The organism is Chryseobacterium sp. MYb7 (assembly GCF_002979455.1).
GTDB lineage: Bacteria > Bacteroidota > Bacteroidia > Flavobacteriales > Weeksellaceae > Chryseobacterium.
Map to the genome: position 1 here is coordinate 128,906 of NZ_PCOU01000001.1, position 17,332 is coordinate 146,237.

Annotated in this window: 18 protein-coding genes; 11 read left to right on the forward strand and 7 right to left on the reverse strand. The window is 35.7% G+C overall.

The window, feature by feature from the left end; genetic code table 11:
- Positions 1 to 14 precede the first annotated feature (14 nt).
- From CQ046_RS00650 to CQ046_RS00665, 4 genes are all read left to right on the forward strand, one after another.
- Positions 15 to 2,030, forward strand: a complete 2,016-nt coding sequence (locus tag CQ046_RS00650; RefSeq protein WP_105700411.1) for a hypothetical protein — start codon at positions 15 to 17, stop codon at positions 2,028 to 2,030.
- On the forward strand, positions 2,031 to 3,266 hold the full coding sequence (locus CQ046_RS00655) for a hypothetical protein (RefSeq protein ID WP_105700412.1): 1,236 nt from the start codon (positions 2,031 to 2,033) through the stop codon (positions 3,264 to 3,266).
- Positions 3,267 to 3,294: 28 nt separating this feature from the next.
- Positions 3,295 to 3,633 carry a DUF6122 family protein gene (locus CQ046_RS00660; RefSeq protein WP_047376129.1) on the forward strand — a complete coding sequence of 113 codons (339 nt, stop codon included), beginning with the start codon at positions 3,295 to 3,297 and terminating at the stop codon, positions 3,631 to 3,633.
- 65 nt (positions 3,634 to 3,698) lie between these two features.
- A complete protein-coding gene (locus CQ046_RS00665; RefSeq protein WP_105700413.1) occupies positions 3,699 to 4,769 on the forward strand; it encodes a calcium:proton antiporter in 1,071 nt (356 codons plus the stop codon).
- 65 nt (positions 4,770 to 4,834) lie between these two features.
- On the opposite strand, the gene CQ046_RS00670 is transcribed toward CQ046_RS00665, so the two are convergent.
- Positions 4,835 to 5,215: a group III truncated hemoglobin gene (locus CQ046_RS00670; protein ID WP_105700414.1), complete on the reverse strand. Its 381-nt coding sequence runs from the start codon at positions 5,213 to 5,215 to the stop codon at positions 4,835 to 4,837.
- Between the two features lie 200 nt (positions 5,216 to 5,415).
- Between CQ046_RS00670 and CQ046_RS00675 the strand changes: the two genes are divergently transcribed.
- The 5 genes from CQ046_RS00675 to CQ046_RS00690 all read left to right on the forward strand — a co-directional run bounded on the left by CQ046_RS00675 (position 5,416) and on the right by CQ046_RS00690 (position 8,706).
- Positions 5,416 to 6,405, forward strand: coding sequence for a hypothetical protein (locus tag CQ046_RS00675; protein WP_105700415.1), 990 nt, complete (start codon positions 5,416 to 5,418; stop codon positions 6,403 to 6,405).
- Between the two features lie 261 nt (positions 6,406 to 6,666).
- Entirely contained in the window at positions 6,667 to 7,293 is a 627-nt protein-coding gene (locus tag CQ046_RS23995) for a potassium channel family protein (protein WP_317046974.1), read from the forward strand.
- Positions 7,294 to 7,321: 28 nt separating this feature from the next.
- Positions 7,322 to 7,642: a hypothetical protein gene (locus CQ046_RS24000; protein WP_317046975.1), complete on the forward strand. Its 321-nt coding sequence runs from the start codon at positions 7,322 to 7,324 to the stop codon at positions 7,640 to 7,642.
- On the forward strand, positions 7,642 to 8,130 hold the full coding sequence (locus tag CQ046_RS00685; RefSeq protein WP_105700416.1) for a YkgJ family cysteine cluster protein: 489 nt from the start codon (positions 7,642 to 7,644) through the stop codon (positions 8,128 to 8,130). Before CQ046_RS24000 ends, CQ046_RS00685 begins: the two co-directional genes overlap by 1 nt.
- 279 nt (positions 8,131 to 8,409) lie before the next feature.
- Complete coding sequence (locus CQ046_RS00690) at positions 8,410 to 8,706, forward strand: hypothetical protein (protein ID WP_105700417.1); 297 nt, start codon at positions 8,410 to 8,412, stop codon at positions 8,704 to 8,706.
- Positions 8,707 to 8,748: 42 nt separating this feature from the next.
- Here the strand turns inward: CQ046_RS00690 and CQ046_RS00695 are convergent, their stop codons facing one another.
- The 4 genes from CQ046_RS00695 to CQ046_RS00710 all read right to left on the reverse strand — a co-directional run bounded on the left by CQ046_RS00695 (position 8,749) and on the right by CQ046_RS00710 (position 12,706).
- Entirely contained in the window at positions 8,749 to 9,117 is a 369-nt protein-coding gene (locus CQ046_RS00695; protein WP_105700418.1) for an iron chaperone, read from the reverse strand.
- 130 nt (positions 9,118 to 9,247) lie between these two features.
- On the reverse strand, positions 9,248 to 10,606 hold the full coding sequence (gene gdhA, locus CQ046_RS00700; protein WP_105700419.1) for an NADP-specific glutamate dehydrogenase: 1,359 nt from the start codon (positions 10,604 to 10,606) through the stop codon (positions 9,248 to 9,250).
- A gap of 190 nt (positions 10,607 to 10,796) precedes the next feature.
- Positions 10,797 to 11,906 (reverse strand): DNA-processing protein DprA, encoded by a 1,110-nt coding sequence (dprA, locus tag CQ046_RS00705; protein WP_105700420.1) that lies wholly within the window; start codon positions 11,904 to 11,906, stop codon positions 10,797 to 10,799.
- Positions 11,907 to 11,938: 32 nt separating this feature from the next.
- A complete protein-coding gene (locus tag CQ046_RS00710; protein ID WP_105700421.1) occupies positions 11,939 to 12,706 on the reverse strand; it encodes a rhomboid family intramembrane serine protease in 768 nt (255 codons plus the stop codon).
- 248 nt (positions 12,707 to 12,954) lie between these two features.
- Here CQ046_RS00710 and CQ046_RS00715 point away from each other — a divergent pair, with 248 nt between their 5' ends.
- Positions 12,955 to 13,881, forward strand: a complete 927-nt coding sequence (locus CQ046_RS00715) for a DUF3078 domain-containing protein (protein WP_105700422.1) — start codon at positions 12,955 to 12,957, stop codon at positions 13,879 to 13,881.
- A gap of 228 nt (positions 13,882 to 14,109) precedes the next feature.
- Positions 14,110 to 15,033, forward strand: a complete 924-nt coding sequence (locus CQ046_RS00720; protein ID WP_105700423.1) for a DUF3078 domain-containing protein — start codon at positions 14,110 to 14,112, stop codon at positions 15,031 to 15,033.
- Positions 15,034 to 15,108: 75 nt separating this feature from the next.
- Here the strand turns inward: CQ046_RS00720 and sufD are convergent, their stop codons facing one another.
- Both sufD and sufC read right to left on the reverse strand, forming a co-directional pair.
- Positions 15,109 to 16,443: a Fe-S cluster assembly protein SufD gene (sufD, locus tag CQ046_RS00725; RefSeq protein WP_374200527.1), complete on the reverse strand. Its 1,335-nt coding sequence runs from the start codon at positions 16,441 to 16,443 to the stop codon at positions 15,109 to 15,111.
- Between the two features lie 141 nt (positions 16,444 to 16,584).
- Complete coding sequence (gene sufC / locus CQ046_RS00730; RefSeq protein ID WP_105683083.1) at positions 16,585 to 17,328, reverse strand: Fe-S cluster assembly ATPase SufC; 744 nt, start codon at positions 17,326 to 17,328, stop codon at positions 16,585 to 16,587.
- Positions 17,329 to 17,332: the final 4 nt, after the last annotated feature.

The window sequence follows — 17,332 nt, forward strand, 5'->3', positions numbered from 1 at the left end:
TCTAAACTATAGTCATGAAATCTATCTTATTAAAAACACAAAAAATTATTTTTGTACTCTTTGGTTTTACACTGGTTTTTGCCCAAAATAGTATGAAAATACCGTCTGATGCCGTATTTTATATGGAAGTCAACGGAAAACAGCTTAATAATAAAATCAACTGGAATAAACTGAATCCTTTGCTTCATGAACTAAGCAAAAAAAGCAAAGAAGCCTCGTCATGGACAGATTATTCCAAAACCGGGATCAAATACGACGCTGTTCAGTACCATTACGCAAGCTTTAATGATTCTATTAAGACGTACAACACGCATTTTATCATTGATAATACGGAAAAGTTTCAGGAGTTTATTAATTCTGTGAAGAAAAAAGGACAGGAAGTTTCCAGCAGAAAAAACTACTCTTACGTAGATATTAATGATGATGTTTTTGTGGCGTGGAATGGAAGCCGTGCAGTTCTTAGCATGATAAGCTATACCAAGCCTTATAAAGATCTTTGGACAACAGAAGCTGTTGCAGATAGTACCGCCGTTGCTGTCGATTCCGTTTACGCAGAAGCAGGAGACAGTGCAGATGAGCCGGAAAAACCTTTTAACTATAAAGACGAAATCAAAAGCCTTAAAGATGATATTAAATATCTGAAAGAGAGCATTAAAGATAACAATAACGAGATTGCAAGAATTCAAAAAGATATCAAATACCTTCAGAAACATCATAAATATCCTGAAGAGAAGGAAAGTGCTGAGAATTCTGAAAACGGAGAAGAAATGCCTAATGATGGTTACGCCTATGACGAGGAAGAAGATAAAGCTTACAAAAAAGAACAGGATTCTATCCGCAGAGAAAACTTCAAAGTTGTGAAAAAGAACGCTGAAGACCGTTTCGACTTGTATTTTAGTTCAAATTTAGAAATTGAAGTTCCTAAAGAAATGCTGAAATTCAGAGATGCCAGTTCCGATGTTTTTGTCTACACAGATTATGGAAGAATCGTAAATGATGGAATCTATGGCAAAATGACGAAGTTCTACAGCTATGGACAGTTTTTTAAAAACATGTACGATTCCAACTATTCGTACAATCTTTATTTTGATAAAGATAAAGTAAGATTGGTGAATAATTATCAGCACAAAAATGAAGACATTCAAAAGAATATTTCAGCTATTTACAAAGGGAAGAAGAACAAAAAGCTGCTGGAGCTGATCAATGAAAAAAGCGTTGGTTACTATGCTATGAACGTGAACGGAGCCAAATGTTTCGACATGATGTACAGCCTTCTTCAGAATTCTGGAGAAAATGAGTACAAAAAAGAAATGGAACTCATCATGGAAACTATGAAAATTGTCCTTGACGAGGAAGCGATTACCAAAATTGCACCCGGAAACGGAATTTTTGTTTTGAATGAATTGAAATCCAAAACAGTAGAATACACCGATTATGAATACGATGCTGATTTTAACGAAAAAGAAGTAAAAAAGACCAAAGAAATCGCTGTTCCCAACTTCACTTTCGCTTTTGCAACAGAAAATGAAGGCTATTGGAACCGTATTTTTGATTTGTTGACTACCAATAAAAAACTGTCTAAAAGATTCTCTAAAAAAGGAAACTTTTACACTTTTAAAGAAGAGAAAAATGGAGGGTATATTGATCAGCTGTTCTTTACCGTAAAAGATGGAGTGGTATATCTGATGAGCTCTGCCGACAATATTTTATCGGTAAACCAATCTGATATTTCAAGAAAATGGGCAAAAGATTCAGCGAAATATCCTTTATCCGGAAGATTGGATATTCAGAAGCTTTTAACAGGTCTGGATAAAGAGTTTAAAACTCCAAAAGAAAGAAAAACACTGGATGCCATCAGAAAAAATGTAGGAGAAATGTATTATAAAACAGAAGTGAAAGGAGAAAGCATCCAGACTGAAATGAATTATAATATTAAAGACTCTTCGGAAAACAGCTTAATGTATTTCTTTGATATATTCGATCAGGTTTTTAAAACAAAAGAAACAGAAGAGAAACCACAAATTTTATAAATGAACAAAAAGAAGATTATTGTCCCGTTAGTTTTACTGTTTGCTGTGGCGGTGTATTTCGTGATTTTTTATAAAAACAAAAATCTCAGATATATCCCTGAAAATGCAGATGCAGTAGTTTTAATTGATGTAAAGAAACTAACAGGACAATACCTCTTCAATTTGGCAACCCATCCTTCACAATGGTCTGGAAGCAAGTCCAAAAGTAAAAGTTCCGGCTCTTTGAAAGATGCTGGGATCAGAATTCCGGATTTTTTACAGATTTTCCATCTTAAAGACACAAAAATTTCTGAATGGTATAGTGTTTTAGAACTTAAAGATTCAGGAAGATTCATCAGTTTTTTAAAGAAACAAAACTTTGTTGATAAAGGAAATAACCGCTTTCAGAAGGAACAGTTTTTTGTTATGATCAATGGAAATCATTGTATCGCAGGAACTTCAGACTTGGCTTTTGAAACCCTTCACAAACAAATTCTTCAGACTTCGAATTCTGTTCTAAATGCAGATCAGTTTATAAACAATTCTGTGGGAAGTATTTCTTTCATTTCCGGGAAAAAGATTCAAAAGTTTTCTATTGACTTAAATGACGAAGAAATTGAAATAAAAAACAATTCAAACGCCGAAATTTTTAATTCCATCGCCTCCAAAATTCAGACAGGAAACCACTTTCTGGATCTCGAATTAGACAAAGAAAATATCCGAAATTTCAGCCGTTTTTTCAGTAAAAGTATAGCCGATTCTTCACAAATAAATTATTTTAAGGCAACAGCAGATCTTGAACAGGTTAGCGATACTATCATCAGCTATGAATATGATGATAATTTCAATGAAGTTGAAAAAAAGACCTTCCAAAAAATTACCCAATCTAATTATTTCATTGATTTTAAAAGTAATGATCCCGGAAAAACATGGGAATATTTCCAGTCTAAAAAGTGGATCAACAACGAAAATCAATTTACGGCAATTCCTTTTCAACCGAATCAAATCAGCCAAAATAATAACGGGATTGTCATAAAATCAACCCGAAAATCAGCAGCATTATCTCCTCAATTAAAAGAAAATTATATTCTGATCAGAAACAATGCTCTGCTGTATTCTTCTTTAAAAATGCTGAGTAGCAATGAGAAAAGAATTATTTCCGATATAGAGTATGTGCTCTACGGGAATAAATCAAAGGATTATTGGATGAAAATAAAAGCAAGAAATGGAGAATTACCCTTAATTTTACGGTGGTAAATGTCAAAACCGAATAAAATTATCATCAATGGCTCCATCAGACATCGCATTGCTCAAAACTTTTACTCATTATTTTTTGCATCTCGTTTTTCCGGTCTTTATTGCGTTGATTTTTTATCGTAAAAATTGGAAAAAAGCGTATTTCATTCTTCTGGCTACGATGTTGGTAGACTTAGACCATCTTTTTGCCAATCCGATTTTTGATCCTTCAAGAGGAAGCATAGGTTTTCATTTTTTACATTCTTATTATGCCATTGCGGTGTATTTTTTGCTGCTGTTCTTTAAAGGAAATATAAGGATTATAGGAATTGGGCTCTTGTTTCATATGTTCACGGATTATCAGGACTTTAACTTCTGGCCTCATTAAAATATCATTAATATTTTCTTTTGATATTTAAAATTTCATAGATTTTTTGTATTTTGTAGTCACTTATGAAACCTAAAGAATTCTTACATTATACTTATATTTTTCCTCTCCTTGCGGTAGGGTACTACTTTTCCGGACTGATGGGATCGGGAGTTCTTTATGATATTCTTGCCGGGATTTTACTGATCGGGAGTGTTTTATCAGCAGTGCACCATGCAGAAGTAGTCGCTCATAAAGTAGGAGAGCCTTTCGGAACTATTATCCTGGCTCTTTGTATCACTATTATTGAAGTTGCGCTGATCATCTCACTGATGGTTGCCGGCGGAGATCAGGCGATCACGCTGGCCAGAGATACAGTTTTTGCCGCTGTCATGCTTATTCTTAACGGAATTCTGGGAATATGTATTTTGGTAGGCGGTGTTAAATATCATGAGCAGTTCTTCGCAAGAACCTCAGCAACTACTTATCTGGTAAGTATTGTTTCCATTCTCGTACTTACCCTTGTTCTTCCTAATTTTACTTCAAGTGTCAACGGACCTTTCTATAACGAAGCACAGCTTATTTTTATATCCATTGCATGTCTTGTCATTTACGGAATTTTCCTGATGGTACAGACTGTGCGCCACAGAAGCTATTTTATTGTTCCTGATGAACATCCGGAAGAACATTACATTCCTTCACTCACAAAAACGCTTATCAGTTTTGCTTTTTTGGTGGTGTGCCTTGTTATTGTTGTGCTTATGGCAAAAGGATTATCTGATACTATAGAAGGGATGGTACAAAGTGTTGGAGCTCCTAAGTCCCTTGTTGGGGTTATTATTGCTGCAGTGGTTCTTCTCCCTGAAGGAGTGGCTGCCATCCGTGCAGCGAGAGCCAATCAGATACAATCCAGCTTAAATCTGGCATTGGGTTCGGCACTGGCAAGTATAGGGCTGACGATTCCGGCAGTTTCAGCGGTATGTATCATGTACGATATTCCATTAGTGCTGGGTCTGGATAAAAAGGACATTATCCTGCTTTCTTTATCCGTCTTTATCGTTATGCTTTCCTTAAGCCGTGGAAAAACAAATATCCTGTATGGAACTGTTCTATTGGTGAATCTGGCAGCGTATATCTTTACGGTAATTGTTCCATAAAAGAGCAAATTACTAATTGATAAATCTCGGATTTCGTATCACGTATCCCGACTCCGCGTATTACATTATAACCTTCTCGCCAAATCCATCTTGAAAGCCATTAGCTTTGCGATGTTTTCGGATTTGTAGATCGCCATATCCGCGTTTTCTCCTACGAAGTTTTCTTCAATAGTCGTACGCCAAAGCTCAAGCCATTTGTCAAAATGTTTCTGCTCCATAGTCTGTATCTCATTGATCGGGAAGTGCACACCCATTGGGTTTCCTTTATAGGTCATCTGTCCGAAAAGGATAGACTCCCAAAAAGAATACATCTTGGGAAGATGTTTGTCCCAATCTACTTTAGCGACATCATTAAAGAAAAACCCTATGGTTTCATCTTTAACAACCTTTGCATAAAATGAATTGACAAGGTGTTCAATATCTTCTCGGGATTCAAGCTTTTTCATAGTTCAAAGTTAGTGTAAATCATATAAAAAATTCCAGTCTGAAAATTGATAAATTTCATATAAACAGCATTTTAGAATAAAACACAGGGTAATCGGATGAAAAATTGGGAAAAATTAAAATTTGATTAATTCGCAAAAAACAGCCTTAAAAGAACTTGTTTTTTGTAAATTTAATTATTAAACACTAAAAAATTATTAAAATGATTAAAAAAATCAATTCTTTTTGGTTTCTCTTATTGATGTTTTCGGTGTCATGTTCAAGAGATGAAGTGAGTGCAATTAATGATGATTCAACAAAGGTAAATTCAGCTGATGTAAAGAAATCACAGCTGACAGAAGCAGAGATGCTTCAGAAAGGCTGGAAAATTGTAGATGAGTTTAAATTGTCAGATAATAATAATCTGAGTGTAAAAAGTTCTATCAATGAAGAACGTGAAATTCCTTTCAAGCCCAACCATTTGAAAGATATCGGCTATGATATCAGTTATTCAGGAGAAAGAACAAGGTTGAAAAATGTTTTTGCGTATGGCGGCCAGGTTCCGGATGGAATTATATTTAATCCTGATCTTTCTGTAGATGGAGATGCCCGGAATACAGCTCCCAACCCTAATGTTTCTATTGTTCTGGGAACTCCTCAGGTAACGATAAAAACTGACGGAATAGATTTGCCGGATAATGCATATACTACGGAAGCAATTAATAATGGAGATAGAGAAAGCGAAATTACAGTATCCTATTCTTACAAAAAGGGATATTCTACCTCGTGGAAGCGTACTGTTTCAGGATCATTTCAAGTAGCAGCATCAGTATCCGTTGATATTCCGTTAGTGGCAAAAGCTTCAGCAAGCACTAAGGTTGTTGTTGGAGGAGATACAACGGAGGGTACAGAAAATTCCGAGGAAATTACAGAAACCAGTACTTATAAGACTATTGTTCCGGCACACTCTAAAAAGACCATTTCTATCCTGACGAAATTAAAAGGATCTTCTGTGGAATACTTTGTGCCTATGAAATTGAACGGTAGATTGCAGGCCAACTTTCCTTCCCCGGTCAATGGCCATTATTATTGGGCTTTTCCTATTGAAGACTTCCCTAACTTTCTTTCAGATATACATGGAGAGTCAGGGACTGTGAAATCTGTCAGCAATGTAAGTGTTACTGTGATGGAATCACCTGCGCAAAGTATATAAATTACTTTGATAAATAAGATATAAACAGCAGAAAATTTTGAATTTCTGCTGTTTTTTGTATGTATTGTTTTAAATAAAATCTTAATAAAGATCTACGATGAAACAATCTTTTATCGGAATGACGAATGTGTAAGAAATGATGACTAAAAAACATAACTTTGCTTTTTTAAATATTTATAAAACAGAAGGAAAGAGCTGATGATCAATCGGCTTATTGGCAGAGAGGAAATCATTATATAACACAATCAAAATGATTAAAAAATGACAGGAGGATTCAGAAAAAAGATCCGTCAGAAAAATGCGGAGAACAGTGGTTTTGGAACCAATGCATCCGGAAGATTTATCAATAAAGACGGCCTCCCGAATGTTCAGAGGAGGGGAGTAAACGTTTTCAACAGATTAAGCTGGTATCACACCATGCTGAACCTCTCTTCATTCCGTTTCATTTCTTATCTCGTTATTGCTTACATTTTGATCAATTTGCTTTTCGCGATGATCTATTACCTGATCGGAGTGGAGCATCTTACAGGAATTGATAAAAGCGACCCGTTAAACGAATTTATCGATGTTTTTTTCTTCAGCTCTCAGACGTTTACAACAGTGGGATATGGAAGAATTGCTCCGGTAGGTTTTTTGGCGAGTCTTGTGGCTACTTTTGAAGCTTTTCTGGGATTGCTTACCTTTGCCATTGCAACCGGACTTTTCTATGGAAGATTTTCAAGACCGCGAGCCTATCTCAGATTTTCTGATATAGCTGTTATTGCACCTTTTCAGGGTTCTTCGGCATTGATGTTCAGACTTGCTCCCTATAAAAATAATGCATTAACGGATGCAGACGTGATTCTTTCAGCAGCTATTGAAGTAAGTTATAGAAAATGGCGTTGCTAAAAGTAATTTTTATAGACTGGATACACAGATGAGTAAGATCAATACGCTGGCACTCAACTGGACGGTAGTACATAAAATTGATGAAAATTCTCCGTTTTATGGCTTCTCTGAAGAAGATTTTAAAAATACAGATATTGAGCTTATTGTACAGGTGCGTGCATTTGATGAAGTATTTTCAAACACTGTAGTACAGAGATCTTCGTATACTACGGGAGAAATTGTTTATGGGGCTAAATTTGTTCCGATGTATTATCCAAGTAAAGAAAATATTACAACAGTTCTGGATCTGGATAAAATCAATGAATACAAGAATGAAGAGCTTCCGGAGTTTGTGAGAAATAATGAATAATGAATTTAGATTTTTATAAAAAACAGGCTATACAAAAGCAGAAAGAGCATAAGAAGTTTCTGGACGGATTAAAGAAAAAACCGCCCAAGAATCTTGATTATATCGTACAGGAAACCCATGAGAAAGTTTTTGATGAAATAGACTGTTTACAATGTGCCAATTGTTGCAAAACAACAGGACCTTTATATACTGAAAAAGATATTGAACGCATTTCAAAGCATCTTCGGATGAAGTCTGCTGATTTTGAAGCTAAGTTTTTAAGAGTAGATGAAGATAATGATAAGGTATTGCAGAACCTTCCATGCTTTTTTCTGAATGATGATAATACTTGTTCTATTTATGAAGTAAGACCTAAAGCCTGCCGTGAATATCCACATACAGACCGTAAGAAGATCTACCAGATTAATAACTTAATGCTGAAAAATACAGTAATCTGCCCGGCTGCTTTTGAATTCGTAGAGAAAATGATGAAGAATATTGCGAAGTAGATGTAATGCAGGGAGCTGGATGATGGAGGAGGGAAGCTCTCTTCGTTGATAATATAATTATTACTTCTTTGATTCTAAACTTAGCTAAAATAGACGATTGAGCTGTTGTTTCCACCTTAAAAAATTTCCAGCCTCCAGCATCATTCTTCCAGCTGAGCTAATTGAAATCTTTTTCCAAAATCCTCTTAAATAATTATAAAGTACGTTAAATAAGCTCTTTACATATAATTTTATAAATGATGTATCGTTTAAGTTAAACAATCATTTAAATATTACATTATGAAAAAGTTATTTTTAACGGCAGCGTTTACCTTAGTCGGAGTAATCGCAGTATCGGCGCAATCAACAACACAAAAGCCAGCTGATACCTCCACTCATAAAACAACGACAACTCAAACTCAACCGAATACACAGACTACAAGTCCTTCGGATCCCAAAACACAGGATAAAACACCTGCAACAACAATGGAGAATTCACCGGCAACTGATCCAACAGTAAGTACAACACCTACTGATACCACTAAGCCTGCAGATACTCCTAAAGAAGAAAAGAAAGACAAAAAGAAGAAAAAGTAAGCACTTTAGCAAACACTAGTCGGAATCCTGGAATCTTGTATTTCAGGATTTTTTTTGCTCAATCTCTTCCATTTTAAACCTTACCATTTTATGAATTAAATCCCATGGAAGACCTTCGGTGATAGGGAATTGTACAGCTCCTTTAGAAAATTTATACTTCCTTTCCTTAAAATCCTCCTCAAAATTTCGGATACCCTCAGCACCAGGATAAAAACCAATATGTTTTTTGTACCCTGCAAAATAGATCAAAGGTTTTCCTTTATATCTGAAAGCCGGCATTTGGTACCCGATATATTCTTCCAGATCTGAAACCTGAGAATGAATTGCTTTTCTCAGTTCAAGTAGCTTTTCCTGTACTTCTTCCGGGAACAGAAGAATGTATTCATTAATATTCTTAAAGGTGTTTTTCATGATTTAAAAATAAAAAAAGCGCTGCATATAGCAGCGCTTTCTCCTTTCACTTTTTACTTTTTTCCCATTATCCCGGGAACAGGCTATATCAAAAAAGGTCGGGAATTTCTCCCAACCTTTGTTTTTTATGTTACACAACTCCTTGAGCTAACATTGCTTCTGCTACTTTTACGAAGCCGGCAATATTTGCACCTTTTACGTAGTTTACATAACCGTCTTCGTCTTTTCCATAGTCTCTACAAGCTTTGTGTATACCGATCATGATTTCCTTTAGTCTTGCGTCTACTTCTTCAGAAGTCCAGTTAAGACGGATAGAGTTCTGAGTCATCTCTAATCCTGATGTAGCAACACCTCCAGCGTTGGAAGCCTTACCAGGAGAGAATAATACTTTATTGTCTAAGAAATAGTTGATAGCATCTAATGTAGAAGGCATGTTAGCCGCTTCAGTTACACAGATACATCCGTTTTCAACTAATTTTCTTGCATCATCTAAATCTAATTCGTTTTGAGTTGCAGAAGGGAAAGCTACATCACACTTCACATCCCAAGGACGTTTTCCAGCGTGGAATTCAGCAGATGGATATTTTTTAGCATAATCCTCAGCTCTGTTATTTCCTGAAGATCTCAGCTCTAATAAATAATCAATCTTTTCTCCGCTGATACCATCTTTATCGTAGATGTATCCGTCTGGACCAGAAACTGTTACTACTTTAGCACCTAGTTCAGTTGCTTTTTTGATAACTCCCCAAGCTACGTTTCCGAAACCTGATACCGTTACAATTTTACCTTCGAAATTCTGTCCGATTGTTTTAAGCATCTGCTCAGCGAAGTATACTACACCGTATCCTGTAGCTTCAGGACGAATTAATGAACCTCCATAAGCAAGACCTTTTCCTGTAAGAACTCCGGTAAATTCGTTTCTGATTTTCTTGTACTGCCCGAATAAATATCCGATTTCTCTTGCTCCAACACCGATATCTCCTGCAGGTACGTCTGTTTCAGGACCAATGTGTTTGCATAATTCTGTCATGAAAGCCTGGCAGAAACGCATTACTTCCATATCAGATTTTCCTTGTGGATCGAAATCTGAACCTCCTTTACCACCTCCCATTGGAAGAGTTGTTAAAGAGTTTTTGAATACTTGTTCAAAAGCTAAGAACTTAAGAACTGATAAGTTTACCGTAGGATGGAAACGGATTCCTCCTTTGTATGGACCAATAGCAGAGTTCATTTGAATTCTGAAACCTCTGTTAACCTGAATTTCTCCTTTGTCATCAACCCATGGAACTCTGAAAATAATAATTCTTTCAGCTTCAGCCATTCTTTCAAGCAGCTTCATTCCTGTGTATTCTTTTTTAGTAGCAATGAATGGAATTACAGTTACGGCAACTTCTTTTACAGCCTGTAAGAATTCCGGTTCGTTAGGATTTTTTGCTTCAATTTTTGCAATAAACTCTTGGATTTTCTGGTCAATATTATATTGTTCCATATATTAAGGTTGAATATTATTGTCAACAAATTTAATTTTTTTTTCAAGATTCACAACACTCTATTTCAACATTGCTAAAAATTAAATAATAATGTTTCGTAATATTATTAAATTGATAATTTATGATCAAAAATTATTAAAAATGAAATGTTATGTGTGAAATAATGCAATATTAAGAAATCGTTAAATATCAAATTGCGATAAATTGCCTCCCGGAAAATGATTTTACTTTCCCTAAAAGTTCCAATTCTAAAATTATTGGTAAAATTTTGTAAGTAGAAACCTCAATTTTCTGCGACAGATCGTCCAGAGAAATCTGCGGCTGATCTTTGATAGATTGATATATTAAATTCTGAATATCAGATAATTGTATGCTTTTCTCACTAGAAGGAAATAACTCTTCTATTTTTTCTTTCGAGTCATTAAATCCAAGCATACCGATAAGATCTTTTATCGTCGAAATGGCTGTTGCTTTATGGTGGAAAATCAACTGATTACATCCCTGGCTGCTGGTTTCTGTAATTTTTCCGGGGAGAGCAAAAACCTCACGGTTATAATCATTGGCAAATGCTGCTGTGCTTATGGAACCTCCTCCAAAACCGGTTTCTACTACGATGGTCGCTGGGGATATTCCCGCAACAATTCTGTTTCTTTGTATGAAATTTTCACGGTCTGGCTTTCTCGTAGAGCTGAATTCCGTGATTAATGCTCCTCCTTCCTGAAGAATTTTTTCTGAAAGACGTCTGTTTTTTGCAGGATATAAAAATTGAAAACCATGAGCCAAAACTCCTACAGTAGGTTTTCGGGTACGAATAGACTGTTCATGAACCTCTTTGTCAACTCCCAAGGCAAGACCGCTTACCGATATATAGTTGGAAGATTGTGAGGCTTCAAAGAACTCTTCAATAAATTGCTGACCGTAGGAAGTCATATTTCGGGTTCCTACCATACTTACTTTGGCAAGCGAATCATTAATCTGTCCTTTTTGATAAAGTATAGCGGGAGCATCATTACATTCGTGAAGAAGGGAAGGGGTTTCATTAAGGTGCCTCAGCCTGATTTGAATATTATTTTTTTCGCAAAAATTTAATTCTTCTTCTGCGAATTTCAAATGAGTCTCATTCCCAATATCCGAAACTGTTTTTTGTCCTATTCCTTCCAGTTTTTTATACTCTTTCTTTGCTCTTTTCCATGCTTCCTTAGCACTTCCAAAAGTACGGACAAGTTTATGAAAGTGAATGTCGCCAATCTGGCTGCACTCGCGTAGAGCAATGGCATATAAATATTCTTCTGAGAGCATGTGTGTTTTTTTCAAATGTAGTGAAATAAGTTTTATCTCTTCCTCAATTCATCCAAATGATCCCAGATATCGTCTCTTTTTTTGTAAGGAAGCTCCATAAAGTCTTCCGGATGATTTTCTTTGTATTCCTGCCACAGTTTATCATCCTTTTCACTATAATAATTTGGAAATTCCCAAATGAATTTTTTCTTCTTTTCCCCCACATTTTTAAAGGAAAATGCTATAATACTTCCCACTACGGCTCCCGAAAGATGGGCCTGCCATGAGATCTTACTCGGTTCCTGCATATTATAAAACAATTCTTCCGGAAGCATTCCCCATACTAAACTTCCATAATAGAGTACTACAAGCATGGAAATTGTCAGAAGTTTTGTATTCCATTTGAATACCCCGCTGAAGAATAGGAAGAAAGCAAGAACATAGACTACACCACTGGCTCCGATGGTACATGTATACATATAGTCGCCGGTGAGAATATCAATAGGAGGCAGAAGCCATACCAAAAGACCAGTTGCCAGCCATCCGATAATAAAAACTTTGTTGGCAACCAAAGGGTAAAACTGATATAATAAAAACATCAGCGCAGCTATAGGAATAGAATTCCCTATAATATGATCAATATTTCCGTGTAAAAGAGGAGAAGTGACCACTCCAAGCAATCCTTCAGGTAAAAGTGGAATGATGGCTCCAAAACAGCTTTGAAAAAAGCCCTGCATTTGTAAAAAATACCCGAACCACATTGCAGAAAGCATCAGCAATGGGTATATAACCGCTCTTTTGGAAATTATATTTTTAAACATGAAGATTTTATGTCAAATCAAAAGCCAAGGATAAATTTCGGAAAATTTGGCGATGAATTCATTTCTACCTCCCTGATTTTAAGACAAAAGGTATCAAATTTTATTTTCAAACTTATTATTTTGGCATTGATTTTATATAAATATTTTGTTGTGATGATTAAAATTTGATAAAATTAGGTGCTTTAAAGCCGAATTTATCTTAAAAAAAAAATATATTAATATTTTTGCAATGAAAATTATTTAGAGTAATGAAGAAGTTTTTACTAATTCTTTCCTTTTTTGTAGGAATATATGCAAGTGCACAAGAAGAATTGAAAAAAGATTCTGTAGTGGTAGACACAGTGAAATACTGGTCAGTTTTAGGAAAAAATACATTAATGATTAATCAGGCTGCCTTTTCAAATTGGGTAGGAGGTGGAGCCAATAACGTGGGGTGGCTTGCCGGAGCCAATTACAACATCACCTATGAAAAAGACAAAGATCTTTGGGAGAATATCATTATCCTGGGTTATGGACAAAATGATACGAAGGGGCTTGGAATAAGAAAGACCCAGGATGTTATCAACGTTTCTACGAATTACGGGAGAAAATTTTCAAAAAGCTGGTATTTCTCTTTAGGTGCTGGATTGCAATCACAGTTTGCCGCAGGGTATGAAGACGGGAACAATCCTGAAGCAAAAAAAATCTCAAACTTTATGGCACCAGGTTACCTGAACGTCGGGATGGGTATCACGTACAGACCGAATGATGATCTTACGGTAACTTTACGTCCTACCAACGCCAGATGGACTTTTGTGCGGGATAAAGATCTTCAGACGGCAGGAAGTTATGGTTTGAAAAGCGATGGAGACTCTTCTTTATTACAGTTTGGTTTCCTGGGAACGGCAATATATAAGCTGAAAATAATGGAAGATATTTACTTAACGAATACAGCTTCAGTCTTCTCAAATTATCTTGATCATCCTGAAAGGCTTGCTCTTGCATATGGAGCACTATTGAACCTGAAAGTAAATAAGTATATTTCATCCAATGTCACGGTAGACTTACTATATGATCATAACCAGATAGAAAAAACACAGCTGAAACAAACTTTAGGAATCGGCTTCGCATATACCTTGAATAACGGGGTAAAACGGTCTGATCGTAAAGACAGCCAGTGGTGGATAAAGAAATAAGATAAAATACCTATATTTTAATATAAAAACACTTCAGAAATGAGGTGTTTTTTGTTTTTAAAATTCTGTAATTTTAAGTTGACTTAAGTTTGGTTGACTTGAAGGTGTTGGTTAAATGATTTGTTTTCATAGGATTATAAGCATTAATTTAGTTGTGTTAAATTCCTTTTAAGGTGAATTTTATTCCAACAAAGATTATTATTTATACATTTGTAATAAATCGACATTATGAAAAAACTTTTATTGATCAGTTCGATCTCTTTTGGGGCTGCAGCAATGGCTCAGGAGGTTAAAACGGAGGCTCCGGCAACTGATACTGTTAAAGCCTGGTCTATTCAGGGTCAAAATACACTAATGCTTAATCAGGCTGCCTTTTCAAACTGGGTAGGAGGTGGAGCCAACAATGTTGGATGGCTTGCCGGTGTCAATTACAATCTTACCTATGAAAAAGGGAAAGATCTTTGGGAAAACATTATTATCCTTGGGTATGGGCAAAATAATACACAGGGGACTGGCGTAAGAAAAACTCAGGACGTTATCAATCTTTCTACGAACTATGGTAGAGAATTTGCCAAGCATTGGTATTTCTCAGTAGGTGCAGGTCTTCAGACTCAGTTTGCTCCGGGATATGAAGACGGGAACAATCCTGATGCTAAAAAGATTTCCAATTTTATGGCGCCAGGATACCTGAATGTAGGTGCAGGTGTTACATATCGTCCCAATGATAATCTTTCAGTCACTTTGCGTCCCGCGAATGCAAGATGGACTTTTGTTTTAGATAAAGACCTTCAGAAAGCTGGAACTTACGGGCTGAAAAATGATGGAGATTCTTCTCTTTTCCAATTCGGTTTCCTTGGTACAGCAATGTATAAACTGAAAATTATGGAGAACATCACTTTGCTGAATACTGCTTCTGTATTCTCCAACTATCTTGATCATCCTGAAAGACTGGTTCTTGGGTATAGCGGAGTTTTAAGCATGAAAATCAACAAATATATCTCTACCAATGTAACCCTTGATCTGTTGTACGACCATAATCAGATATGGAAAACTCAGTTGAAACAGACATTAGGAGTAGGTTTAGCCTATAATTTTGATAATGGGAAGAAGCGTTCAGATAATAAGGACAACCAAGCTTGGTTAAAGAAATAAAACAGAAACATTATCTGCATAAAAACAACAAAGCACTTCAAAAAGAAGTGCTTTGTTTATCAATATATATAAGTCTTAGAATTCTATATCAACTCCTAATTTCTCAGCCAATAGCTTTGAAATTTTTTCTTTTAGAGGCTCTATATCAATGTTTTGCATTGCATCATTAGCGAAAGCATATAAAAGTAATGCCTGTGCTTCTTTTTTAGAAATTCCTCTCGCTCTCAGGTAGAATAAAGCATCTTCATTCAATTGACCTACGGTACAACCGTGAGAACATTTTACATCATCAGCAAAGATTTCTAACTGAGGTTTAGTATCAATACTAGCCCCTTCACTTAGCAATACGTTGTTGTTTTGCTGATAAGCATTTGTTTTCTGAGCAATTTTGTCAACGAAAACTTTTCCATTGAAAACTCCGTGTGCATTGCCATCAAAGATTCCTTTGTAGTTCTGATAACTTTCACAGTTCGGGAAATTGTGGTGAACTGCCGTGTGGTGGTCTACCAACTGATCTTTCCCAATGATTGTGATTCCGTTCATGAATGAATTGATATTAGATCCATTATGAATAAAATCAAGGTTGTTTCTTACCAGTTTACCTCCGAAAGAGAATGTGTTTACAGTCGTTAAACTGTCTTTCTCCTGTCTTGCGAAAGTACTGTCGATAAGATAGGTTGTGTTGTTATCATTCTGAAGTTTGTGCCAGTCTGCTTTTGCATTCGGATAAGTAAAGATCTCCGTTACAGAGTTTGTCAATACATACGTGCTGTCAAAATTATGGTGGCTTTCAATCACTTCTACTTTGGCTCCTTCTTCTACAATCAAAAGGTTTCTTGTATTGTAGAATGTGTTTTCCTCTTGATTCTGAGAAATATAGAAAACATGGATTGGTTTTTCAATCACTACATTTTTAGGAACCTTAAGAAAGAACCCATATTTGCAATAAGCAAGGTTCAGGTTAGTAAAAGCCTGTTCTTTAGAAGCAATCGTATTGAAATATTTTTCAAAAACCTCTTTATGCTTCTCATCGTTTAATGCATAGTTGAATGAAAGAAATTCTACATTTTCAATAGAAACTTTAGAAAGCTCTTTGTGAAGTTTACCATTTACAAAAACAATCCAATCAAAATTTTCTTCCCCAAGGTGCAATTCATCAAACTGCTCTTTAGTGATATTGTGGTTCTCTTTCGGGAAGAAGTTGTAGCTTTTTTCCGTGATTTCCTTTAGATTGGTATATTTATATTCTTCGTCTTTTTTAGTAGGAAAACCAAGGTCTGCAAATCTCTGAAGAGCTGCTTTTCTTTCATCATCTAGAAATCTGTGACGAAGACTCTCCAAAAATTCATTATGGTTCTCTGTAAGTTGTTCTTTTAATGCCATTACTGGTATATCTGTGGTTTGCACCATTTTTTCTTTTTTTTTGAACTAAAATATTGTTATTCCGAGGAATAGGGAATCCAATTTTTAATAGTAGAGATTCTTTATTTTGACAGACTTCACGAATGAATGATTGCTAAAAATTTTAATCTCTGAAATAATATATTCTTCTTAGTTAAGAAGCCAGTCGTAACCTTTTTCTTCAAGCTCTAATGCTAAAGATTTATCACCAGTTTTGATGATTTTTCCATCTGCTAAAACGTGAACGAAATCAGGCTGAATATAGTTAAGCAATCTCTGATAGTGCGTAATCAGAAGAACTGCATTTCCTTCATTTTTAAAGTGGTTTACACCATCTGCAACGATTCTTAAAGCGTCAATGTCCAATCCTGAATCAGTTTCATCAAGAATAGCCAATTTAGGATTAAGCATCATCATCTGGAAGATCTCATTTCTTTTCTTTTCACCTCCTGAGAATCCCTCGTTCAATGATCTTGAAAGGAAATCTTTTTTGATTCCCAGTTTTTCAGATTTTTCACGGATTAATGCAAGCATTTCTTTTGCCGGCATTTCTTCCAATCCATTTGCTTTTCTCGTTTCGTTTAAAGCAGCTTTGATAAAGTTCGTTACAGAAACTCCCGGAATTTCCACTGGATACTGGAAAGAAAGGAAAATTCCTTTGTGAGCTCTATCTTCAGGAGCATCTTCACTGATGTCTTCTCCCTGGAAAAGAATCTCTCCACCAGTCACTTCATAATCCTCTTTACCAGCGATTACAGAAGAAAGGGTAGATTTCCCTGCTCCGTTCGGCCCCATAATAGCGTGAACTTCGCCCGGCTTTATTTCAAGATTAATACCTTTTAATATTTCTGCGCCATCTTCAATTTTGGCGTGAAGGTCTTTAATTTGTAACATTCTT